General features: G+C 72.0%; 22 protein-coding genes. 15 read left to right on the top strand and 7 right to left on the bottom strand.

The features are described 5' to 3' along the window. The first annotated feature begins 6 nt into the window (after window positions 1–6). Genes ACZ5DS_RS09905 through ACZ5DS_RS09895 form a run of 3 tightly spaced genes read left to right on the top strand, consistent with a single transcriptional unit; the run spans window position 7 to window position 2,126 of the window. A complete protein-coding gene (locus tag ACZ5DS_RS09905) occupies window positions 7–351 on the top strand; it encodes an antibiotic biosynthesis monooxygenase family protein (protein WP_468235630.1) in 345 nt (114 codons plus the stop codon). Then, entirely contained in the window at window positions 341–1,108 is a 768-nt protein-coding gene (locus ACZ5DS_RS09900; protein ID WP_468235628.1) for a thioesterase II family protein, read from the top strand. The genes ACZ5DS_RS09905 and ACZ5DS_RS09900 overlap by 11 nt, the downstream gene beginning before the upstream one ends. Beyond that, complete coding sequence (locus ACZ5DS_RS09895) at window positions 1,095–2,126, top strand: methyltransferase (protein ID WP_468235626.1); 1,032 nt, start codon at window positions 1,095–1,097, stop codon at window positions 2,124–2,126. Before ACZ5DS_RS09900 ends, ACZ5DS_RS09895 begins: the two co-directional genes overlap by 14 nt. Before the next feature lie 192 nt (window positions 2,127–2,318). Here the strand turns inward: ACZ5DS_RS09895 and ACZ5DS_RS09890 are convergent, their stop codons facing one another. The 4 genes from ACZ5DS_RS09890 to ACZ5DS_RS09875 all read right to left on the bottom strand — a co-directional run bounded on the left by ACZ5DS_RS09890 (window position 2,319) and on the right by ACZ5DS_RS09875 (window position 5,966). After that, complete coding sequence (locus tag ACZ5DS_RS09890; protein WP_468235624.1) at window positions 2,319–2,936, bottom strand: dTDP-4-dehydrorhamnose 3,5-epimerase family protein; 618 nt, start codon at window positions 2,934–2,936, stop codon at window positions 2,319–2,321. A 27-nt stretch (window positions 2,937–2,963) separates the two neighbouring features. Then, on the bottom strand, window positions 2,964–3,890 hold the full coding sequence (locus ACZ5DS_RS09885; protein ID WP_468235622.1) for an NADP-dependent oxidoreductase: 927 nt from the start codon (window positions 3,888–3,890) through the stop codon (window positions 2,964–2,966). Window positions 3,891–3,960: 70 nt separating this feature from the next. Next, complete coding sequence (locus tag ACZ5DS_RS09880) at window positions 3,961–4,314, bottom strand: antibiotic biosynthesis monooxygenase family protein (RefSeq protein WP_468235621.1); 354 nt, start codon at window positions 4,312–4,314, stop codon at window positions 3,961–3,963. Continuing rightward, complete coding sequence (locus tag ACZ5DS_RS09875) at window positions 4,311–5,966, bottom strand: FAD-dependent oxidoreductase (protein WP_468235620.1); 1,656 nt, start codon at window positions 5,964–5,966, stop codon at window positions 4,311–4,313. The genes ACZ5DS_RS09880 and ACZ5DS_RS09875 overlap by 4 nt, the downstream gene beginning before the upstream one ends. Window positions 5,967–6,182: 216 nt before the next feature. Between ACZ5DS_RS09875 and ACZ5DS_RS09870 the strand changes: the two genes are divergently transcribed. The 3 genes from ACZ5DS_RS09870 (at window position 6,183) to ACZ5DS_RS09860 (ending at window position 9,592) form a co-directional block, all read left to right on the top strand. Further along, a complete protein-coding gene (locus ACZ5DS_RS09870; protein ID WP_468235618.1) occupies window positions 6,183–6,947 on the top strand; it encodes an SDR family oxidoreductase in 765 nt (254 codons plus the stop codon). Between the two features lie 54 nt (window positions 6,948–7,001). Beyond that, the gene (locus tag ACZ5DS_RS09865) at window positions 7,002–7,991 is read left to right on the top strand and encodes an Lrp/AsnC family transcriptional regulator (RefSeq protein ID WP_468235616.1); all 990 of its coding nucleotides are present in this window, start codon (window positions 7,002–7,004) and stop codon (window positions 7,989–7,991) included. A 128-nt stretch (window positions 7,992–8,119) separates the two neighbouring features. Further along, entirely contained in the window at window positions 8,120–9,592 is a 1,473-nt protein-coding gene (locus tag ACZ5DS_RS09860; RefSeq protein ID WP_468235614.1) for an MFS transporter, read from the top strand. 86 nt (window positions 9,593–9,678) lie between these two features. Here the strand turns inward: ACZ5DS_RS09860 and ACZ5DS_RS09855 are convergent, their stop codons facing one another. Further along, window positions 9,679–10,095: an ester cyclase gene (locus tag ACZ5DS_RS09855; RefSeq protein WP_468235612.1), complete on the bottom strand. Its 417-nt coding sequence runs from the start codon at window positions 10,093–10,095 to the stop codon at window positions 9,679–9,681. Window positions 10,096–10,325: 230 nt separating this feature from the next. Here ACZ5DS_RS09855 and ACZ5DS_RS09850 point away from each other — a divergent pair, with 230 nt between their 5' ends. Genes ACZ5DS_RS09850 through rfbD form a run of 4 tightly spaced genes read left to right on the top strand, consistent with a single transcriptional unit; the run spans window position 10,326 to window position 15,064 of the window. Then, window positions 10,326–11,660: an activator-dependent family glycosyltransferase gene (locus tag ACZ5DS_RS09850; protein WP_468235611.1), complete on the top strand. Its 1,335-nt coding sequence runs from the start codon at window positions 10,326–10,328 to the stop codon at window positions 11,658–11,660. After that, window positions 11,657–12,892, top strand: a complete 1,236-nt coding sequence (locus tag ACZ5DS_RS09845; protein WP_468235609.1) for a methyltransferase domain-containing protein — start codon at window positions 11,657–11,659, stop codon at window positions 12,890–12,892. The genes ACZ5DS_RS09850 and ACZ5DS_RS09845 overlap by 4 nt, the downstream gene beginning before the upstream one ends. 13 nt (window positions 12,893–12,905) lie before the next feature. Continuing rightward, window positions 12,906–14,201 carry a class I SAM-dependent methyltransferase gene (locus tag ACZ5DS_RS09840; RefSeq protein WP_468235607.1) on the top strand — a complete coding sequence of 432 codons (1,296 nt, stop codon included), beginning with the start codon at window positions 12,906–12,908 and terminating at the stop codon, window positions 14,199–14,201. Beyond that, window positions 14,198–15,064, top strand: coding sequence for a dTDP-4-dehydrorhamnose reductase (gene rfbD, locus ACZ5DS_RS09835; protein ID WP_468235605.1), 867 nt, complete (start codon window positions 14,198–14,200; stop codon window positions 15,062–15,064). The genes ACZ5DS_RS09840 and rfbD overlap by 4 nt, the downstream gene beginning before the upstream one ends. Before the next feature lie 46 nt (window positions 15,065–15,110). Here the strand turns inward: rfbD and rfbB are convergent, their stop codons facing one another. Both rfbB and ACZ5DS_RS09825 read right to left on the bottom strand, forming a co-directional pair. After that, window positions 15,111–16,121, bottom strand: coding sequence for a dTDP-glucose 4,6-dehydratase (gene rfbB / locus ACZ5DS_RS09830; RefSeq protein ID WP_468235604.1), 1,011 nt, complete (start codon window positions 16,119–16,121; stop codon window positions 15,111–15,113). Beyond that, window positions 16,118–17,185, bottom strand: coding sequence for a glucose-1-phosphate thymidylyltransferase (locus ACZ5DS_RS09825; protein ID WP_468235602.1), 1,068 nt, complete (start codon window positions 17,183–17,185; stop codon window positions 16,118–16,120). Before ACZ5DS_RS09825 ends, rfbB begins: the two co-directional genes overlap by 4 nt. 210 nt (window positions 17,186–17,395) lie before the next feature. Here ACZ5DS_RS09825 and ACZ5DS_RS09820 point away from each other — a divergent pair, with 210 nt between their 5' ends. The 5 genes from ACZ5DS_RS09820 to ACZ5DS_RS09800 all read left to right on the top strand — a co-directional run bounded on the left by ACZ5DS_RS09820 (window position 17,396) and on the right by ACZ5DS_RS09800 (window position 21,918). After that, complete coding sequence (locus ACZ5DS_RS09820) at window positions 17,396–17,815, top strand: ester cyclase (protein ID WP_468235601.1); 420 nt, start codon at window positions 17,396–17,398, stop codon at window positions 17,813–17,815. 4 nt (window positions 17,816–17,819) lie between these two features. Then, window positions 17,820–18,020, top strand: a complete 201-nt coding sequence (locus ACZ5DS_RS09815; protein ID WP_468235600.1) for a hypothetical protein — start codon at window positions 17,820–17,822, stop codon at window positions 18,018–18,020. Further along, window positions 18,011–18,805 carry a PfkB family carbohydrate kinase gene (locus tag ACZ5DS_RS09810; RefSeq protein ID WP_468235598.1) on the top strand — a complete coding sequence of 265 codons (795 nt, stop codon included), beginning with the start codon at window positions 18,011–18,013 and terminating at the stop codon, window positions 18,803–18,805. The genes ACZ5DS_RS09815 and ACZ5DS_RS09810 overlap by 10 nt, the downstream gene beginning before the upstream one ends. 170 nt (window positions 18,806–18,975) lie before the next feature. Continuing rightward, a complete protein-coding gene (locus tag ACZ5DS_RS09805; RefSeq protein WP_468235596.1) occupies window positions 18,976–21,024 on the top strand; it encodes a phosphocholine-specific phospholipase C in 2,049 nt (682 codons plus the stop codon). 66 nt (window positions 21,025–21,090) lie between these two features. Next, window positions 21,091–21,918 carry an LURP-one-related family protein gene (locus tag ACZ5DS_RS09800; RefSeq protein ID WP_468235594.1) on the top strand — a complete coding sequence of 276 codons (828 nt, stop codon included), beginning with the start codon at window positions 21,091–21,093 and terminating at the stop codon, window positions 21,916–21,918. The last annotated feature ends 142 nt before the right edge of the window (window positions 21,919–22,060 follow it).

The following is a 22,060-nucleotide window of genomic DNA, read 5'->3' as shown; positions in this document are numbered from 1 at the left end:
GCCCCCATGGGCACCGTTCGTCTCGAGGACCACCACTACACCCTGGTCAACGTGTTCACCGTGGAGCCGGCCGACCAGGACCGCCTCTACGACGTCATCCTCGACGCCACCGACGTCATCGAGCGCTTCCCCGGCTTCGTCTCCGCCAACCTCCACAAGAGCGACGACGGCACCAAAGTGATCAACTACGCGCAGTGGCGCAGCAGGGCGGACTTCGACGCCATGCACGAACACCCCGACGTGCAGGACCACTTCAAGGCCTGCCGGGCCATCACCGATGACATCGTGCCGATCTTCTGCGAGGTCGTACACGTCCACCGGCACACCCCGGACGGCGACGGTGGCTCCTGACCCGTACGCGCGCTGGTTCCTCGGCGGACCGGTGCCTGCCGAGGCGGAGACGCTCCTGTTCTGCCTGCCCAACGCGGGCGGCGGCAGCGCCCACTATCTGACGTGGCGGCGGACGCTGGGCCCGCGCGTCGCGGTGCAGCCCGTGCAACTGCCCGGACGCGAGAACCGCATCGGCGAATCCCCGCGCTTCGATCCGGCGGAACTGGTCGCCGCGCTGCGCCACCGCATCGACCGCCCCTTCGCCCTCTACGGCCACAGCATGGGCGGGATCCTCGCCCACCTCGCGACCGGCGAACTCCTGTGCGGACAAGGGCCGGTACCCGTCCGCCTGTACCTGGCGGCCTGCCGGCCCGCCCACCTCGACTGTCCGTGGGCGAAGCGCTGGGCACGACTAGCGGACGACGAACTTCTGGCCGAGATCGCCGAGTTGGGCGGCATTCCGCGCGCGGTGCTCGAACACCCTCGGGTGCGGGCGCGCGTGGTCGACGTGCTCCGCAGCGACATCGGCTGGCTCGCGGGGCTGCCACCGCGCCCGCCGCGGCCGCTGCCCGTCCCCCTGGTCGCCGTGGCAGGGGCGGACGATCCGCTGTCCGGCCCCGAGTCCGTGGCCGGATGGGAGCGGCACACCTCACGCCGGTTCGACCTGCGCGTGGTGCCCGGCGGACACCTCTTCCACACCGCGCACCCCGCGGTCGTCACCTCGCTGATCATGCAGGACATCACTTCCACGAGAGGAGAGCTCCATGGGGTCCGTTGACGCAGCCGGCGACGCCGTCGAGGATGCCGAACTGCAGAGGGTCATGGACATCGCAGGCGGGTTCTGGCGGGCACAGGCGCTGTTCAGCGCCGTGGAACTCGGCCTGTTCACCTGGCTCGAGGCCGAAGGTCCGGCCGGCCGTGCGGAACTGTGCCGGGCCCTCGGTCTCGACCCCGGCGCGGCCGGGGACCACCTGGACGCCCTGACCGCGCTCGGGCTGCTGCACCGCGAAGGGGAGCGGTACGCCAACGCGCCCGCCGCCGCGCGCTATCTGGACCGCGGCAAGGACGGTTACGTCGGCGGCTTCCTCGCCTTCATGGGCCACGCCCTCTACCCGGCCTGGGGCCGGCTCACCGCGCTGCTGCGCAGCGGCGGCCGGCAGGAGGGCACGGAGTCGTTCACGGACTGGTACCAGGACCTCGATCAGGTGCGCGGTTTCATGGACGCCATGGACAGCGTGTCGGCGGCCGTGACGCGGCGCCTGGCCGACCGCTTCGACTGGTCGGCGCGCGAGCAGGTGGTGGACCTCGGCGGGGCCCGCGGCAACCTGCTGGCGCATCTGGTGCGCGCCCACCCCGGGCTGCGTGGAACGTGCTTCGACGTGCCGCCGCTCAAGCCCCTGTTCGACGAGCACATGGCCCGGCTCGGCACCGCCGACCGCGTCACCTTCCAGGGTGGCGACTTCCGCACCGACCCGCTGCCCGAGGGAGACGTCCTCGTCCTCGGACACGTCCTGCACGACTGGGACGAGGACACCCGCGTCCTGCTCCTGCGCCGCGCGTACGACGCGCTCCGCCCCGGTGGTGCGCTGCTGATCTACGAGGAACTGCTCGACGACGACCGTCGCGGCCCCGAGCGCTCCCTGCTGATGAGCCTGAACATGCGGCTGGTGCGCACCGGCGGCGGGGAGTACACGGCGGCACAGTGCCGTACCTGGCTGACCGGAGCGGGGTTCACCGACATCTCCGTCCAGCCCATCACGGCCACGGAACGACTGGTGGTGGCCCACAAGCCCTAGCGTCGACGCCAGCGGGGGGGGGGGGGGGGGGGGGGGGGGGGGGGGGGGGGGGGGCGGGGGGGGGGGGGACCCCCCCCCCCCCCCCCCCCCCCCCCCCCCCCCCCCCCCCCCCCCCCCCCCCCCGCCACCCCCCCCCCCCCCCCCCCCCCCCCCCCCCCCCCCCCCCCCCCCCCTCGCGGTGGCGTCGACGGGTCAGCCGGCGGGCGTTCGGCCGGCGGCCAGGGCGGCGTAGAGCGCGAGGCAGTCCTCGTACCGCGGCAGCAGTCCGGCCGCCTCCGCCTGTGCCAGTGTCGGCGCGTCGGCGTCCTTGTCCGACAGGACCGGCGGCTCGGTCAGCTGCCAGGGCAGCGCCAGCGCGGGGTCGAGCGGATGGACGCCGACGGCCACCTCCGGCGCGTACTCCGTCGAGGTCAGATAGGTGACACAGGTGTCGTCCTCCAACGCGCGGAAGGCGTGGCCGAGTCCCTGTGAGAGGTAGACCCCGGCCCCGGACCCCGGATCCAGCAGGACGCTGTCGTACCGTCCGAAGGCCGGCGAACCCGTCCGAAGGTCGACCACGAGGTCGAGGACCGCACCCCGCACACAGGTGACGAGCTTGGCCTCGCCCGGCGGCACGGCGCTGCCATGGACGCCGCGTATGGTGTCGCGCCGGGAAACGGAACAGCTGCCCTGGCGGATCGTCAGCGGACGCCCGACCGCCCGCGAGACCTCCTCGTGGCGGAACATCTCGAAGAAGGCCCCACGCCGGTCCCGGCGGTACTCCGGGACCAGCAGAAACGCGTCCGGGATCTGCATCTCGGTGACCTGCATACGACGGGAGCGGCGGCACACGGCCGGCTACGGCACGAGCACGACGCCGCCGCGGACGCCTCCCTCGGCCACCAGGGCGTGCGCCTCGCCCGCCTGCTCGAAGGGGAAGACCTTGGGGGTACGCAGCGACAGGCGTCCCTCCGCGACGAGCGCGGCCAGCTCCGCGAGCTGCTCCGACAGGCCGCGCGCCAGGACGACTTCGGTGCGGACGCCGCGCACCGGCGGCGGGGGAAAGGGCGGGGTGACGCCGACGTAGACGCCGCCGTCCCGCACCGCGTCCAGGGCGGCGGCCCCGATGGCGGCGGCGTCCAGCAGCCCGCTCGCACCGCTCGCCGCGACCGCCCGCACGGCGGCGCCCGGGTCCGGCGACGAGGCGACGAAGGTCGCGCCCCGGGCGGTCACGAACTCCTCGTCCCCCGGCCGCGCGACCCCGACGACCGCCAGCCCCCGGTGCCGCGCCAGTTCCACGGCGAAGCCTCCGACCCCGCCGGCCGCCCCGGTGACGGCGAGGAGGTCGCCCCGCTCCAGGCCCAGCAGATCGAGGGCCTGACGCGCGGTCAGTGCATTCAGCGGCAGGGTGGCGGCCGTGGCGAGGTCCACGCCGTCGGGGGCCGCAGCCAGGACGTCGTGCGGCAGCACCACGTACTCGGCCTGGGTTCCCCTCTTGGTGTCGGGCCAGTCGGACATGCCGATCACGGGCTGACCGGGGCGCAGGCCGGTCACGCCGGGGCCGACGGCGTCCACCGTGCCGGCGACGTCGGCGCCCAGGACGTAGCGCGGCCCCGCGGGGAGCATCGGGCCGAGGAAGCCCGACCGGGCGACGATGTCGAGGGGGTGGACGGCGGCGGCCGCGACCCGTACCCGCACCTCGCCGGGGCCGGGTTCGGGGACGGGCAGGTCGGCGACGGCCAGGACGTCGGGGCCGCCGAACGACGGGATGGTCACTGCGCGCATGAGGGCTCCTCAGATGATCCGGGGTCGGTCCGGGCGGGGGTGGCGGGGCCGCGGCTCGCGGGAGCGCGGTTCAGGACCGGTCGTGGCTGTGGACGACCCGGCACGCGACGGCGTCGACGGAGTCGACGAGGCGTCCGACGGACCGGAAGTGGCCCTGGGCGTCCGGACGGGCGCGCATGGCCTCGAAGGCCTCCCTCGACTCCCACTGGACATAGGCCACGACGTGCCGGCCGTCATGGCTGCGGTGCAGGCTCGTCGCGACGAAACCGGGTTGCCTCTCCAGCAGGTGCATGCCGTCCACGAGGACCTGTGTGAGCGCCGCCTGCCGTTCCGGGGAGGTGTGGAAGATGTTGACGGTCGTGAAGTAGCCGTTCTCGGGTGCGATGCCGACGGTGGGACCGGCGGCGGGACGGAGATCCGTCATGACGCGGAGTTCCTTTCGAGCGGGGAGCGGGACGTGATCGTGGTGAGGGCGTCCTCGAGGGCGCGCTCCGCGTCGCCGGCGGCGCCGTCGCAGCGCCAGGCCACGAAACCGTCCGGCCGGACCAGCAGGGCCCCGCCCGGAGCGAGCCTGCAGGCCTTCAGAAAGTCGTCGTGCGGATCCAGCGGGCCGTCCGGGGCACCTAGGGGCAGCACGTCGAGCGGGACGGCCAGCCGCTCGGCCACCGCCCGCCCGGCTGCCGCCCACTGCCGGCCTTCGGGCCCGGTGAAGAGCAGGAACCGCTCGCCGGTGAGGTCGACGGAGGAGACCCGGCTGCCCCGCAGCGTCAGCCAGGCGTGCGGCACCCGCATGCCGGGCCGGCCGTCGATCTCCAGCTCATGGCCGAACGGCTCGGCGTGCTCGGCGCCGATCAGGGCGGACGAGGAGTAGCGGTAGGCCGTGGTGACGACGGTCTGGTCGCGTTCGTCGCGCCGGGTGGCGTCCTGAGGGTCGCTCCACCGCATGTGCCGCATCCAGGCCTGGTCGATGGTGGCCCGGCCCACCGGCCGGCGCTCGCTCTCATAGGTGTCCAGCAGGGACTCGCCGGCCCAGCCGTGGAGCACGGCGGCCAGCTTCCAGGCGAGGTTCGCGGCGTCCTGGACACCGAGGTTGGCGCCGAAACCGCCGGTCGGCGGCATCACGTGGCAGGCGTCGCCGGCGAGGAGGACGCGGCCCGCGCGATAGGTGCCGGTGATGCCGTGGCCGATCCACCAGCCCTTGGTCTCCCGTACCCGAACCGGCAGATCGGCTTCGCCGGTCGCCTTGCGCACCAGCGCGGAGCACTCCTCGAAGGAGATCCTCTCGGGGGCCAGGACCGTGGGGTCGCCGAAGACGCCGTAGATCCATCGCCCCTCGTCGAGGCGGAAGAGCATGCCCGGAGCGTCGGGGTCGGTCAGGTAAAGGATCATGAAGCGCCGGTCGCGCAGCCGGGACTCGATGTCCGCGTCGAACAGCACGTTGAAGACATGGCCCAGACTGCCGTGGCCCTCCAGCTCGATGCCGAGCCGTTTGCGTACGGGGCTGTGCGCGCCGTCCGCGGCGATCAGGAACCGCGCACGGAGGGTCCGCCGCGCACCCGTGCCGCGATCGAGCAGGACCGCGCTCACCCCGTCGTCGTCCTGGGTGAACGAGACCAGCTCGGTGCCGAAGTCGAGGTGCGCACCTCGCCGCAGGGCCTCGTCCAGCAGGATCGGCTCGACCTTGTCCTGGCCGCACCAGACCGCCTCCGACGGGCCGATGTCGTGGAAGTCGTTCTCCCCCTCCGCCATCACGACGGCGTCACCGGTGGCCAGGTCGGCCAGGGAGCCCGCCCTGATGATGGCGCGCGGCAGGTGGCGGGGCGGCAGGTTTCCGGCCGACCAGAGCCGGCCCGGGACGAACCGCTCGGCCACCTCCCGCACCCGCCGCTCGATGCCGAGCGTGCGCAGCAACTCCATGGTGCGCGGGCTGACATGGGTGGAGCGCAGCATCTGCGACACGGACGTGTTGCGTTCCACCACGTGGCAGTCGACGCCCTGCTGCCGCAGGAACAGGGCCGCGGCGAGGCCCGTCATGCCGCCGCCCACCACCAGAACCGGAACTTGAACGTCAGGCATGAGGCATCCCATCCGGTATCGCTCGACAACGTTCCAACCGCACCTCGCCAAGCGTCACTTCGGCTCCTCCACAGGCGCTGAGGAACCCGTAAACGGGCATGTCGTCGGCGCGGGCCAGGCCGCTTCAGCAACTGTTCAGCGGCTCTTGGGACGGCCTCGGGAGACTCGATCCGCCTGCTGTGGCCCACGGCCGTGACGGAAGACGGGAGTTCGTCCATGGGGAAGCTCGCCGGGAAGACGGCACTGGTGACCGGGTCGTCGCGCGGGATCGGACGGGCCGTGGCCCGCCGGCTCGCGGACGAGGGCGCGCTGGTCGCCGTGCACTACGCCACGCATGCCGACCGGGCGAAGGAGACGCTGGCGTCCATCGAGGCGGCCGGGGGCCGCGGCTTCCTCGTCCGGTCCGAGTTCGGAACCGAGGGGGACCTCGACCGGCTGTTCGCCGGGCTGGCCGAGGGGCTGGCCGGACGGCCGCTGGACATCGTGGTCAACAATGCCGCGGTGGGGCACTCCGGATCCGTCGCCGGCGCCTCGGAAGCCGGCTTCGACCGTGTCTTCGCGGTCAATGTGAGGGCGCCGTTCTTCATCGTCCAGCGGGCCCTGCCGCTGATGAACGACGGCGGCCGCATCGTCAACATCAGCTCGTCGGTGACCCGGATCGCGGTGTCCCACGAACTCGTCTACGGCATGACGAAGGGCGCCCTGGACATCATGGCCCGCACCCTCGCGCACAGCCTCGGCGCGCGGCGGATCACCGTCAACTCCGTGGCGGTGGGCGTCACCGACACCGACATGATCGCGCCGCTGAAGGAACACCCCGAGGCGATGGCGGGCATCGCCGCCGCCACGGCACTCGGCCGGATCGGCCACCCGGACGACATCGCCGGCGTCGTCGCGTTCCTCACGTCCGAGGACAGCCGCTGGACCACCGGCCACCTGCTGGACGCCACCGGAGGAATGTGCCTGGGCCTCCCGATCTAGTCCGCCAACTCCACGGTCCTTCTGATGGATTTCGGCACCGGTTAGCCTTGCCGGATGGATACCCCCACACTTGATCGTCTCGATCGCGATCTGGCGCACGCGCTGCAGATCGACGGAAGGGCACCCTTCAGCAAGATCGCCAAGGTGCTCGGCATCTCGGACAGCACCATCGCCCGCCGCTACCGGCGGCTGCGCGGGGCCGGCCTGCTCAGGGTGGTCGGTTCCGTCAACCTCAGCCTGCTCGGCTATGCGCCCTGGACCATCCGCCTGCACTGCACTCCGGATGCGTCGGGCGCCATCGCCACGGCCCTGGCCCGACGCGGCGACACGTTCTGGGTGCACCTGCTGTCCGGCGGGACGGAGATCGTCTGCAGCACCCAGGCCCGCGCCCACGGCGACGACACCCTCCTGCTGCAGAAGCTCTCCCGCACCCACCGCGTCGTCTCCGTCACGGCGCACTCGATGCTCCAGGGCTTCGCCACCCCGCGCACCTGGTCCGGCATGGAGTCGCTCACCCCCGACCAGGTCGAGCAACTGCTGCCGGAGCCGCCCGTGGTGGACGACGGGCCGGTCAGCCTGTCCGAGGAGGACCACGCCCTGCTGGAGATCCTCTCCCGCGACGGCCGGGCCGGATACGGCGAACTGGCCGACGGCACCGGCTGGTCGGAGTCGACCGTCAAACGACGCCTGGAACACCTCAGGCGCACCGGCATCCTCTCCTACGAGCTCGACCTGCCGGTCGCGGCGCTCGGCTACCGCTGCGAGGCCCGGCTGTGGATGTCCGTGCGGCCGTCCGCACTGGTCTCCGTCGCAGAAGCCCTCGCCCGGCACCCCGAGGTCTGGTTCGCCGCGGTCACCACCGGTCCCACCAACCTGATGGCCTCCGTCATCTGCCGCGACCACGGGGACCTGTACCGGTATCTGACCCAGAGCGTGGCCTCCCTGGACGCGGTGCGCAGCATGGAGACGGCGACCGTGGACCGCACGATCAAACGCGCCGGTGCCGTCCTGCCGGACCTCACGCGGGAAAAGGTCAGATTCTGATACGCGAGAGGCGATATTCACCGCGGGCCTGAAGAGCACGCAGATATTCGTCGCCAAACCCCTTCCGGCTGGCTTCGCCTCTCCTCCTTTCCGATCCTTTGGGTGACCGGAGGACGAAAGGAAATCTCATGCGTAAATGGTGGCCCCTCGTCGCGGTGTGTCTGGGGTCGTTCATGCTCATCGTGGACACCACCGTGGTGACCGTCGCCCTGCCCGACATCGCCGACGGGCTCGACGCCTCGCTGACGAGCCTGCAGTGGGTGCTGAACATCTACACGCTGGTGCTCGCCGCGCTGACGCTCAGCTCGGGCTCTTTCGGCGACCTGTTCGGGCGCCGCAGGACCTATCTGCTCTCCCTGGCCCTGTTCGGTGCGGCCTCGCTGCTGTGCGGCCTCGCGACCAGTCCGGGCGTGCTGATCGCCGCGCGCGGAGTGCAGGGCGTCGGCGGCGCCGCGATGTTCGTCACGAGCATGGCCCTCCTCGGCACCACCTACGACGAGAAGGACCGGGGCACCGCCATGGGCGTGTGGTCGGCGGTCATCGGCGTGGCCGCCGCCGTCGGCCCCATCTTCGGCGGCCTGCTGACCCAGGGCATGAGCTGGCGGGCCATCTTCTACGTCAACGTCCCCGTGAGCGTGCTGACTTACATCCTGACTTCAGTGTGCGTCAAGGAGTCCAAGCAGCCGGAGAAGGCCCGCGTCGACGTGCCCGGCATCGTGAGCTTCGCGCTCTGCTCCGGCGCCCTCACCTACGCCCTGATCCGGGTCGGGGACGACGGATGGGGCTCCGGCACCGTCCTCGGCCTGCTCGCCGTCGCGGCGCTGGCCCTGGTGCTGTTCGTCGGCGTGGAGCGGCGCAGCCCGTATCCGATGCTCGACCTGAAGCTCATGACCAACGCCTCCTTCCTGTCCCTCATGCTCAGCGCGGTGGCCTCGTCGTGGGGCTTCGCCTGCCTCGTGTTCACCTCGCTGTGGCTGCAGTCGGCACTGGGACTGGGCGCGATCAAGGCGGGACTGGCGCTGCTGCCGCTCGCGGTGGGCACCTTCCTCGCCTCCACCCTGACCGGGCCCCGGCTGCGCAAGGTCTCCCCGCGGATCACCATCCCGCTGTCCCTGCTCCTGATCGGCGTGGGCTGTGTGCTCAACGGCATCCTCGTCGACGGCGGGTCGGACTGGGTCACGATCCTTCCCGGCCTCGCGGTCATGGGCATCGGCATCGGCGTGGGCATGCCCGCCAGCGGTACCGCGATCTTCGCGTCCGTGCCCCCCGAGCGGGCCGGCATGGGCTCCGGGGCGATGGCCACCTTCCGCCAGCTCGGCCAGGCCCTCGGAGTGGCCCTGCTGGGGGTGTTCTTCGTCGACGCCGTGCGCCACGACCTCGTCGGCAAGGTGTCCGACCCGGATGCCGGTGTCGACGCCCTCAGCGGCGGCCGGCACACCGGTCTGACCGCCCTGCACGAGGCCGGGGCGCACGGACTGACGGCCGTGTACCTCGTCACCGCGGCGCTCGCGCTCGCCTCCGCGGTGGTCACCGCCCTGTTCATCCGCAGGCGCGTGTCCGTGCCGGCAGCACCGGTGAAGGAGCCCGCGGAATCCCACTGATCCCGGGCGGTCCCCCGGCCTTCATCGCGGCACATGACACGCGGACGCCGCCGGCCTTGAAGGGCCGGCGGCGTTCCGTATGTCCCTCAGTGCTCGGTCAACTGCCGCAGCAGGCCCGGCCGGTCGACCATCGCCCAGATGTCCGTGATCCGGCCGTCCTTCAGCCGGTAGAAGACCTGAGCCCGCTCCGACACCCGTCGGCCGGTGGGCGGCGTACCGGCGAACGGACCGGTGTGCGTGCCGGTGGTCACGCCCAGCACGGCCACCAGATCGCCCTCGGCGACGATCCGCTCCACGGTGAACTCCGCGTCGGAGAACGCCCGGTGGAGCGCCCCCCAGGTCACATTCACCACCTGCGGACCCCGCTCCGGGTAGGGGGCGTGGTGCATGACGGCGTCCGGCGCCACGAGATCCCTGGTGACCTCGTCGTAGCGCCGTTCGTTGAACGCCTCCTGGTAGAGCCGCAGGACGACGTCACGGTTGCCGGACTCCGGACCTGTCATCGGTGATCACTCCCCACGTCGGCGGAAGGCGGACTGGCCCAGATTCTCCGCAGCACCCTCCAGATCCGCTGAAGCTCCTCTGACGGAGGACGGCCCCTCGCGTGCACTTACCGGTTCCTCAGCGCTTCTTCACGGCGCACATCGACGCTGGACGGCAGCGCTTCCGGCGCCACGTCCCGATGCCCCAAAGCCCCTGTCCCGAGCGGCGCACGCCCCGATGGGAGACCAAGGTGCGAGTCCTCTTCACGATCATGCCGTCGATCCCTCACCTCCACCCCTACGTCCCGCTCGCCTGGGCCCTGCAGGGTGCGGGACACGAGGTCTGCTTCGCCGGTCATCCGGACCTGACCGGAGCGATCACCGCCGCCGGGCTGACCGCCGTGCCGGTCGGGGAACCGACGGACCTGGGCGCCGCGGTGCAGGAGTGCGCCGAGGATCCGCGCATCGACGGGATCGTCGATCCGCTCGCGGGCGACCCCGCGGAGCGGGACCTGTGGCAGCTGATCCGGCGCTACCTCATGTCCCCGTTCTGGATGGCCTACGCGGCCGCCGACCGGCCCGCGCAGCGGCGGGTCACCGACGATCTGATCGCCTTCGCCCGGGCCTGGCGGCCCGACCTGGTGCTGTGGGACCCGATGTTCTTCGCGGCCCCCCTCGCCGCCCGCGCCTGCGGGGCCGCGCACGCCCGCTTCCTGTGGGGCCCCGACTACTTCGCCTGGACCCGCTCCCGCTTCCTGGCCGAGCTGGCCCGCCCCGGAACCGCGCTCCCCACGGACCGGATGGCGGACCTGATGCGGCCCGAACTGGACCGGCTGGGCGAGCACTTCGACGAAGAACTGCTCGTCGGCCAGTGGAGCATCGACCCGCTGCCCGCCGAACTGCGCCTGCCGGTCGAGCACCCGTATCTCCCGATGCGCTGGGTCCCCTACACCGGAACGGCGGCCATGCCCGACTGGCTGCGGGCCGCGCCGGAGAGGCCACGGGTGTGCCTGACCCTGGGCACCAGCCGACGCCAGTTCTTCGACCGCAACAGCACCCTGCCCATGCTCGACCTGCTGGAGATGGTCGCCGACCTGGACGTCGAGCTGGTGGCCACCCTCAACGCCGACCAGCTGGCGACGGTCGAGCGCGTGCCGTCGAACGTACGGCTCGTCGACTATGTGCCGCTCAACCTGCTGCTGCCGACCTGCGCGGCGATCATCCACCACGGCGGCGGCGGAACCTTCGCCGCCGCCTGGGCCCACGGCGTGCCCCAGCTGGTCGTCGCCCGGAAAGCCGGAGTCTCCGCCGACTACGCGCGGTTCGTCGCCCGGCACGGAGCCGGACTAGTCGGCCCCGACATCGACAGTGCCTTCGGCGCGGACGAGGTGCGCAAGGGCCTCGTCCGGCTCCTGGAGGACCCCTCCTTCCAGGCCGGGGCCGCGACCCTGCGCGCCGGCCTCACGCACCTGCCGAGCCCCAACGACCTGGTGTCCCGGCTGGCGGAACTCACCGCCGAGCGGCGACAGCCCCGGCCGGCCGCCACCCCGTCCGGCCCCGAGACGGCCGTACGGAGGCAGCCGTGACCGACACCACCGCGGCGGACCCCCTGCCGGAGATGCTCGCCACCGCCGACCACCCGGACGACGACGTCCTGCAACTGGTCAGCAGGACCGGGTACGTACCCGTGCTGGACCGGCTCTTCCACGAGATCCTCTACGACCTCGGCCCCGCCCTGCCCGCGCACGGCCTGGTGATCCAGTACGACATCGGGACCGGCGTGCACGCCCACGGATACACCGTGACCGCGGACCACAGGGGCGCGGTCCGGACCGCCGAGTTCCCGTGGAGCCCGGACGGCCCTCCCAAGCCGGACTCCCGGGTCGACGTGCACATCAGCCACACACTGCTGGACTTCCTGGCGCTCTACCGTGCCGTCTTCGGCCGGGCGGCGGCCCACGACGGCCCCCACGAGGTCGCCCGGGTGCTCACCGCCGGATCGCGCGGCGACGGCGTCGACTGGTGCGCGGTCCTCGAGGACAGGCACCGGCAGCACGGCGACCTGAGCCGGCTCGCCGCCCGGTTCGGCAGCGACAAGTGGGGCTCCCACTGGTACACGCGGCACTACGAGTCGCTCTTCGCCGCCCTGCGCGACCGGCCCCTGACGGTCCTGGAGATCGGCGTGGGCGGCGACGAGAACCCCGTGGAGGGCGGCGCGTCACTGCAGATGTGGAAGCGGTACTTCCCGCGCGCGATGGTCTACGGCATCGACGTCACGGACAAGTCGGTCGTCGACACCCGGCGCGTGCGGACCTTCCTCGGCAGCCAGTCGGATCCCGCCTTCCTCGAACAGGTCGTCGCCCGGACGGGCCCGATCGACATCGTGGTGGACGACGGCAGCCACGTCTGCGCCGACCAGATCACCAGCTTCGAGGCGCTGTTCCCGCATGTCCGGCCCGGCGGGTTCTACGCCGTCGAGGACCTGCAGACGTCGTACTGGCCCTCCTTCGGCGGGACCAGCAGCGACTTCGCCACCACGAGCACCACCACCGGATACCTGAAGTCGCTGGTCGACGGCCTCAACTACGAGGACCTGCTGTCGGACCACACCTACGAGTCGAAGGAGACGGACCGCACCGTCGTCGCGATCCACTTCTTCCACTCGCTCGCCGTCCTGCACAAGGGCCGCAACGAGGAGGCGGGGCTCGGCACCCGGCTGCCCGACGCGCTCAAGCGCGACGCCGGCACCTTTCGGGCCGCGGTACGGCACCAGCCGGACGGTGCGCCCGGCGAGCGCGCCCCGGACACCGCGAAGTGAGAGGAGAGCAGCGATGACCGTGATGGCGCAGCCCCTGCGGACAGTGACCCGGTGCCGGGTCTGCGGCGGCGACGACTGGGCCGACGTCGTCTCCTTCGGCACTCAGCCACTGGCCAACGCATACCTCGATGCCGGGGCTCCGGCGGCCGCCGAACCACGCTATCCGCTCGACGTGGTGCACTGCCGCGGCTGCCGTCTGATGTGCCTGCGGCACGTGGTCGATCCCGCTCTGATGTTCCGCGACTACCCGTACGTGTCATCCGACTCCGCAACGGTCACCGAGCACATCCGGCGGCTCGCCCGCAACGCCGTCGGGCGGTTCGCGATCCCGTCCGGCGCCCTGGTCGTGGAGATCGGCAGCAACGTCGGCACCCAGCTGATGGCCTTCCGCGACGCGGGAGTGCGCGTCCTCGGCATCGATCCCGCGCGCAACCTGCAGTCCGTGGCACAGGCCAACGGCGTGGAGACACTCGCCGAGTTCTTCGACCCGCGCCTGGCGGCCGCGGTCGCTGACCGGCACGGCCGGGCCCATCTGATCCTCGCGCGGCATGTGTTCGCGCACATCGACGACGTCACCGAGGTCCTCGACGGGGTGCGCGCCCTGCTGCACCCGGACGGCGTGTTCACCGTCGAAGTGCCGTACCTGGCCAACCTGTTGCGGCACAACCAGTTCGACACGATCTACCACGAGCACCTCTCCTACTTCTCCGTCGGCACGCTGCGGCGGCTCTTCGCACGGGGCGGCCTGCGGATCCTCGCCGTGGACCGCGCCGACGAGGTGCACGGCGGCTCGATCGTCGTCCACGCGGGCCTGCGCCACAGCCGCCTGCCGGAGTCGGACGACGTGGCGGCGGCGTTGCGTGAGGAGGAGGCGCTGGGGCTGGGCGCCGACGCGACCTACCGGGCATTTGCGGCCCGTGTCGAGCGGACCCGCTCCTCCCTGTCCGCACTCCTGCGCACCCTCACCGCCGAGGGACACACCGTCGCCGGCTACGGCGCGCCGGCCAAGGGCAACACCCTGCTCAACGCCTGCGGGATCGACGCCCGCACGGTCGCGTACTGCGTCGACACCACCCCGGCGAAACAGGGCAGGCTGCTGCCCGGCAGCCGGATCCCGGTGCGGCCGCCGGCCCCCGCGAAGCGGACGCCGCCGGACTACTACCTGATGCTGGCCTGGAACTACGCCTCGGAGATCCTCCGCAAGGAGAAGGACTACCTGGCCGCAGGAGGCAGGTTCATCGTGCCCATACCGGACGTCCGCGTGGTGTCCGCCGCGGACCTGGTCGACGGCCGGGAGCCCGAACCGTGAGCGACCGCTGGCTGGTGACCGGCGCGGGCGGCCTGCTCGGCCGCGATCTCGTCGCGTCGCTGCGCCGGTCGGGGACACCCGTCGTCGCGGCGACACGCCGGGAGCTGGACATCACCGACGACCGTGCCGTCCGTGACGCCGTCCGGCGCCATCGGCCCGCCGTCCTGGTCAACTGCGCGGCCTGGACCCGGGTGGAGGACGCGGAGGCCCACGAGGAGGCGGCCCACCGGGTGAACGCCGCGGCGGTCCGCCGTCTCGCCGCGCTCTGCGCCCGCGAAGCGGTCCGGCTGGTGCATGTGTCGACCGACTACGTCTTCGACGGGACGTCGGTCCTGCCGTACCCGGAGGACGCCCCGCCCCGCCCGCTCAACGCCTACGGAAGGACCAAGCTGGCCGGAGAACGGGCGGTGCTGGAACTGCTGCCCGAGACGGGGGCGGTGGTGCGCACCGCGTGGCTGTACGGGGAGCACGGGCACAGTTTCGTGCGGACCGTGGCCGGCCGGGCCCGGACGGGGGCCCGCTTCGAGGTGGTCGACGACCAGTGGGGCCAGCCCAGCTGGAGCGCCGACGTGGCGGAGGACATCGTCGCCCTGGCCCGGGCCGGCGCGACCGGGGTGCACCACGCCACGAACGCGGGCCGCACCACGTGGTGCGGCCTGGCCCGTACGGTGTTCGGGCTGCTGGGGGAGGACCCCGAGCGGATCCGCCCCGTCGCCGGCCACCGGATGCGGTCGGCCGCACGGCGCCCCGGCCGCACCGTCCTCGGCCACGACGCCTGGCACGCGCTCGGCCTGACGGCCCCGCGCCCCTGGCGTGCGGCGCTCGCCGAGGCACTGCCCCGCATCGTGTCGCACCCGGCGTGACGGGGCGGCTGCGGCCGTTCCCCGTGGACGGGCGGAGCGCCCGCGGTCAGCCGCTGCGCAGCGTCCGCTCCGCGCGCGGATGCGCGGCCCCGTTCGGGTACTTGGCGGCCCTCCACCACGCGGAGTTGGCGCGGTACCAGGCGGCCGTGGACGCGAGCCCCTCGGCGAACGGGATGCGGGGGCGATAGCCCAGCTCCCCGCGGATCCTGCTGTCATCGAGGGCGTACCGCAGGTCGTGGCCCTTGCGGTCGGGAACCCGCCGGATCATCGAGGCAGGGGCACCGCACAGGGCCAGCAGCCGGTGGGTGAGCTCCAGGTTGGTCAGCGCCGTGCCGCCGCCCACGTTGTAGACCTCTCCCGCGCGACCCCGGGTGAGCACCAGGTGAACCGCCCGGCAGTGGTCGTCGACGTGCAGCCACTCCCGCACGTTGCGCCCGTCGCCGTACAGCGGAACTTGCCGGCCCTCCATCAGGTGGGTGAGGAAGAGCGGGATCAGTTTCTCGGGGTGCTGACCGGGGCCGTAGTTGTTGCAGCAACGGGTGATCGACACGTCGAGCCGGTGCGTGCGCCAGTAGGAGCGGGCGATCAGGTCGGAGCCCGCCTTGGAGGCGGCGTAGGGGCTGTTGGGCTGCAGCGGCGCCGCCTCGGTCCACGCGCCCTCGGCGAGGGAGCCGTACACCTCGTCGGTGGAGACGTGCACCACGCGGCCTACGCGAGCCCGCAGACAGGCCTCCAGGAGTGTCTGGGTGCCGGCGACGTTGGTGGAGACGAACTCGGCCGGTGCCGCGATGGCTCGGTCGACATGGGACTCCGCGGCGAAGTGCACCACGGCGTCGTGACCCGGCAGCAGCTCCGAGAGCAGCGTCAGGTCGCGGACGTCACCGTGGACGAAGTCCAGCCGCGGATGCCGCTCGGGCAGCCGGGCGCGGTCGCCCGCGTACGTCAGGCTGTCCAGGACGGTGACCGAGACGCCCGCCGGCCCGTATCCGCCGCTGAGCAGCGTCCGGACGTAGTGGGAGCCGATGAACCCGGCACCGCCCGTGACCAGGATCCTCACGGCTCCACCTCGACCAGGCAGTGGTCGCCCACCACGAGCCGGTGCCTGCGCGCGCCGTGCCGCCCGGGGCCGACGTCGGCCCAGCGGCCGATGAGCGAGTCGTGCAGTCCGCGGACGCCGGACAGCCGTGCTCCGTCCAGGGCGATGGAGCCGTGCACCTCGGCCCCGCGCAGCACGCAGTCCCGCCCGAGCGAGGTGTACGGGCCGACGCGGCTGTCCTCCACGAGCGTGTGCGCCCCGACGACGGCCGGGCCCTCGATCCGTGACCGGACCACGCGCGCGCCCGCCTCCACGACCACCGGTCCGACGAGCGAGCTCGCGGCGTCGACGACTCCGTCGACCGCGGGCCGCACCTCCTCCAGCAGCCGGCGGTTGCACTCCAGCACGTCGTCGACCCGGCCGGCGTCCTTCCAGTAGCCGGCGTACTGCGTGGCCGCGACCCTGATCCCGCGCCGCACGAGCCACTGCACCGCGTCGGTGATCTCCAACTCGCCCCGGGCGCTGGGCCGGACGGCCCGCACCGCCTCGTGGACGGCGGGCGTGAAGAAGTAGACGCCGATCAGCGCGAGATCGCTGCGAGGGGTGCCCGGCTTCTCCACCAGCCTCAGCACCTCGCCCCTCGCGTCGAGTTCCGCGACGCCGAAGGCGCTCGGGTCGGCGACCTTCTGCACGGCGAGCTGTGCGGCCGGCCGTGAGGCCGCGAAGTCCTCGGCGACGCAACGGATCCCGTCGGGCAGCACGTTGTCGCCCAGCAGCATCACGAAGTCGTCGTCACCGAGGAACTCCCGGGCCAGCAGCACGCAGTGGGCCAGCCCCAGGGGCCGGTCCTGGCGGAGATAGGTGACGTGCAGACCCAGGTGTGAGCCGTCGCCGACGACGGCGGCGATCTCCTCGGCGTGGTGGCCGACGACCACGCCGACGTCGACGACCCCCAGCTCCCGCACGTTCCCCAGGACGTGCTCCAGTACGGGCCTGTTGGCGATCGGGATGAGCTGCTTGGGCATCGTATGGCTGAACGGCCGCAGGCGGGTGCCCGAACCGCCCGACAGCACCAGAGCCTTCATGCGAGACATCTCCTCGGGGTCGCCTACCGCGACGACCATGGGAGACGGCACTGAAGAACCACTGATGTGCCGCTGTCGTCGCAGGTGGCCCCGCCCAGGGCGGCATACCTCACCCGTTCTCCAGGACTTCTTGACGGTCGGTGCCGATGCTGACGGCACCGACCACCCCGCCGGCCCGGGCCGGCGCCGCCGCGATCCTGGAGTGAGCCGATGACGAGTGTCGCCGAGGCCAACAAGGCCGTGATCCTGCGGCTGTACGAGGAGGCCGTGAACGAGGGGAAGTACGACCGGATCGCCGACGAGATCACGGCCCCGGACGCGGTCATGCACAACGCGCTGTACTCGGGCGAGACAGGGCCCGAGGTGATCAGGTCGACCTGGCGCTCCCTGCACGAGTCGTTCAGCGACCTGCACTTCGAGATCGAGGGGATCGTCTCCGAGGGCGACGTCGTGGCCGTGCGCGGGGTGACCACCGGACGGCACACCGGCACCTTCCGGGGCCACGCTCCCACGGGCCGGTCGGTCTCGCAGCGCGCCCACGTCTTCTACCGGCTGCGGGACGGCCTCGTCAGCGAGGTGTGGCCCCTCGTCGACCACATGGGACTGCAGGCGCAGCTCCAGGGCGACTGACCCGATGCGGATCGCCGTCACCGGACCGGTCGTCACCGAGCATCTGATGACCTTTCCGGGGAGCTTCACCCGGCAGCTGCTCGCCGGGCAACTGGACAGCGTTTCCTTGTCGTTCCTCGTCGACGACCTGACGGTACGACCGGTGGCGCGGCCACCAACGTCTGCTGTGGCCTGGGACTGCTCGGCCTGGGACCGGTGCTGCTGAGCGCGGTCGGCGCGGACTTCGCGGCACAACGGGAGCGCCTGGAGCGGCACGGCGTCGACACCGGGGCGCTGCTGGTCAGCGACCGGCTGCGGACCGCACGCCTGGAGTGCACCACCGACGCGGACCGCCGTCGCATCGCCGCGTTCTACTCCGGAGCGCCGGCGGAGGCCGACCGCGTCGATGTGCGCGCGGCGGCCCGCCGGGCGGGCGGTCTCGACCTCGCCCTCGTGACGCAGGGCCGCCCCGAGGTGATGCCGGCGCACACTGCGGCCTGCCGGGACCTCGGCGTCCCGGTCGCCGTGGACCCCGCCGGGCAGGTGGACGGGCTCGCCCGGGACGAGGCCAGGCGGCTCGTCGAGGGCGCGCGGTACCTGTTCGCCGACGAGCCGGGGATCTCGCTGCTGCACGAGCGCACGGGCTGGACCCGGTCGCAGCTCCTGGACCGGGTGGGCGTCTGCGTGACCACCCTCGGCCCCGCCGGCGTCCGCATCGCCGTGCGCGACAGCCGTCCGGTGCGCATCCCCGCCCTCGCCGCCGGGGTCACCGGCCCGGCCCGCGTGGCCGACGCCTTCCGGGCCGGGTTCCTCACCGGGATCGCCTGGCGCCGGCCCCTGCGGCGAGCCACCCAGCTCGGATGCGCCCTGGCCGCGGTGGTGCAGGAAGCCGGGGAGACGCCCGAGCACACGGTGAGCGCGGCCGACCTCACCGCCGAAATCCGGGCGGCCCACGGCCGGACGGCCGCCGAGGAGACCGCACGACGACTGCCTGCGCCCAGCACCCTGTAGCAGTCAGAGCGCGGCTCGCGCCTCAACCCCTGTCGTACCGACGACTTTCACATCGGCGCCATCAGACCCTTCCCTGACGTTTGCTGCTCTTGGAACACTCGCTGCGCGCAGATTCCGTCATCCGGCGGCATCGCGTACGTCAGGAACGAAGGACGAGAGGACCCTCACTCATGACCGAAGTGAACCGGCGGCGCTTCCTTCAACTCGCGGGCGCCACGACGGCGTTCACCGCGCTGTCCAGCAGCATCCAGCGCGCGGCCGCCCTGCCCGCCACCTACCGCACGGGCTCGGTCGAGGACGTCGAGCACATCGTCGTCCTGATGCAGGAGAACCGTTCGTTCGACCACTACTTCGGCTCGCTCCGGGGCGTGCGGGGCTTCGGCGACCCGCGTCCGGTGACGCAGAACGGCAAGTCCGTCTGGAAGCAGTCCGACGGCACGAAGGACATCCTGCCCTTCCACCCGGACGCCGACGACCTGGGGATGGCGTTCATCCAGGACCTCCCGCACGGCTGGAACGACGGGCACACCGCGTTCAACGGCGGCAAGTACGACAAGTGGGTGCCCGCCAAGTCCTCGACGACGATGGCGTACCTGACGCGCGAGGACATCCCCTTCCACTACGCGCTCGCCGACGCCTTCACCATCTGCGACGCCTACCACTGCTCCTTCATAGGCTCCACCGACCCCAACCGCTACTACATGTGGACGGGCTACACCGGCAACGACGGCAAGGGCGGCGGCCCGGTCCTCGGCAACGACGAGAAGGGGTACGGCTGGACGACGTACCCCGAGCGCCTGGAGCAGGCCGGCGTCTCCTGGAAGATCTACCAGGACGTCGGCGACGGCCTGGACGCGGCCGGCTCCTGGGGCTGGATCAACGACGCCTACCGCGGCAACTACGGCGACAACTCGCTGCTCTACTTCAACCAGTACCGCAACGCCAAGCCCGGCGACCCGCTGCACGACAAGGCCCGCACCGGCACCGACGCGCGCAAGGGCGAGGGCTTCTTCGACCAGCTCAAGGCGGACGTCGAGGCGGGCACGCTGCCCCAGGTCTCCTGGATCGTCGCCCCCGAGGCCTTCACCGAGCACCCCAACTGGCCCGCCAACTACGGCGCCTGGTACGTCGCCCAGGTCCTGGACGCGCTCACCGCCGACCCCGAGGTGTGGGGCAAGACGGCGCTGTTCATCACCTACGACGAGAACGACGGCTTCTTCGACCACGTGATCCCGCCCTTCCCGCCGGCCTCCGCCGCCCAGGGCCTGTCGACCGTGGACCCCAAGCTCGACCTGTTCAAGGGCGACAACAGCCACCCCGCCGGCCCCTACGGGCTCGGCCAGCGGGTGCCGATGCTGGTCGTCTCGCCGTGGAGCAAGGGCGGTTACGTCTGCTCCGAGACCTTCGACCACACCTCGATCATCCGGTTCATCGAGCGTCGCTTCGGTGTCCAGGAGCCGAACATCTCGCCCTGGCGCCGCACGGTCTGCGGCGACCTGACCGCCGCCTTCGATTTCTCCCGCAAGGACACCCAGCCGGTCACGCTGCCCTCCACGGCCGGCTACCAGCCGCCGGACCACGACCGGCACCCCGACTACGTGCCCGTCCCGCCGGCCAACCCCGCCCTGCCCAAGCAGGAGCGCGGCTCGCGTCCCACCCGACCGCTCAAGTACGCCCCGGTGGTGGACGGTTCGGCGGACACGGCGGCCGGGAAGTTCACGCTCTCCTTCGCCTCCGGCGCGCAGGCGGGTGCGGCGTTCCTGGTCACTTCCAACAACCGCACCGACGGCCCCTGGCCCTACACCACCGAGGCTGGCAAGACCCTCTCCGACACCTGGAACTCGGCCTACTCCGGCGGCTCGTACGACCTCGCCGTGCACGGCCCGAACGGCTTCCTGCGCCTCTTCAAGGGCCGTAACAAGGTCGCCGGACCCGAGGTCACGGCCCGCTACGTCGGCGACGACGTCGAGCTGACCTTCACCAACAAGGGCTCCGGCACGGTGAAACTGAAGCTCGTGAACCGCTACGGCGGCAGCCCGGTCACGGTCACCGTCCGGCCCGGCGCCACCGTGAAGAACACCATCACCCTCGAGGCGAGCGAGCGCTGGTACGACCTCACGGTCACCTCGGACGCCGACGCGGCCTTCCTGCGCGGCTTCGCCGGCCACGTCGAGAACGGGCAGCCCGGCGTGAGCGACCCGGCCATCATCACGGGGTGAACGGGCGATGAACACCGCTCCGTGCGGACTGGTCAGGTACGGGTCACAGCAGGGTAGTGTGCCCCGGTGACCACGCAATCGAACACACCTGCAGGCTGGTACCCCGATCCGCACGGGGCCGCCCAGACGCTCCGTTACTGGGACGGCGCGCAGTGGACCGAGCACACGAACCCGGCCCAGCAGGCCGCGCCCCAGCAGCCCGCCGCGCACATCCCGCAGCAGCAGACCGCTGACGCCAAGGTGCAGCGGCAGGTTCAGCAGCAGGCCGGCGTCGCGGCCGGCGGGCCCGGTGGCGGCACCCTCTTCACCGAGCCGGTCCTGGTCGTGAACCAGAAGGCCAAGCTGATCGAGCTGACCAACGAGTACAAGGTCATGGATCAGAACGGCCGCGACATCGGCTCGGTGGTCGAGGTCGGCCAGAGCGCGCTGAAGAAGATCCTGCGCTTCGTCTCCAGCCTCGACCAGTTCATGACGCACAAGCTGGAGATCCGCGACGCCTACGGTCAGCCGCAGCTGGTGCTGACCCGGCCCGCGAAGATCTTCAAGTCCCGGGTCGTCGTGACCCGCCCGGACGGCTCGCCGGTCGGTGAGATCGTGCAGAAGAACATGATCGGGAAGATCAACTTCGCGATGAACGCGAACGGCCAGCAGGTCGGCGCGATCAAGGCGGAGAACTGGCGGGCGTGGAACTTCGCGATCGTCGACCACGCGGACAACGAGGTGGCCCGGATCACCAAGACCTGGGAAGGCCTCGCCAAGACGCTGTTCACGACGGCGGACAACTACGTCCTGCAGATCCACTACCAGCTGCCCGAGCCGCTGCTGAGCCTCGTGGTGGCGACGGCCCTGACGGTCGACACCGCCCTCAAGCAGGACGCGCGGGGCTGGGGCTGAGCAGAACCCCTTCTCGTACGTACGGCTACGGGGGGGGGGGGGGGGGGGGGGGGGGGGGAGGGGGGAGGGAGGAGGCTGGGGGGGGTGGGGTGGGGGTGGGGGAGGGGGGGTGCGGTCGCCCTGGGGGGGCAAGAAAGGTATT

It is taken from the genome of Streptomyces sp. NPDC031100 (assembly GCF_055570785.1).
The sequence above is the reverse complement of the archived record's forward strand: the minus strand, read 5'-3'. Positions and strand labels throughout refer to the sequence as shown.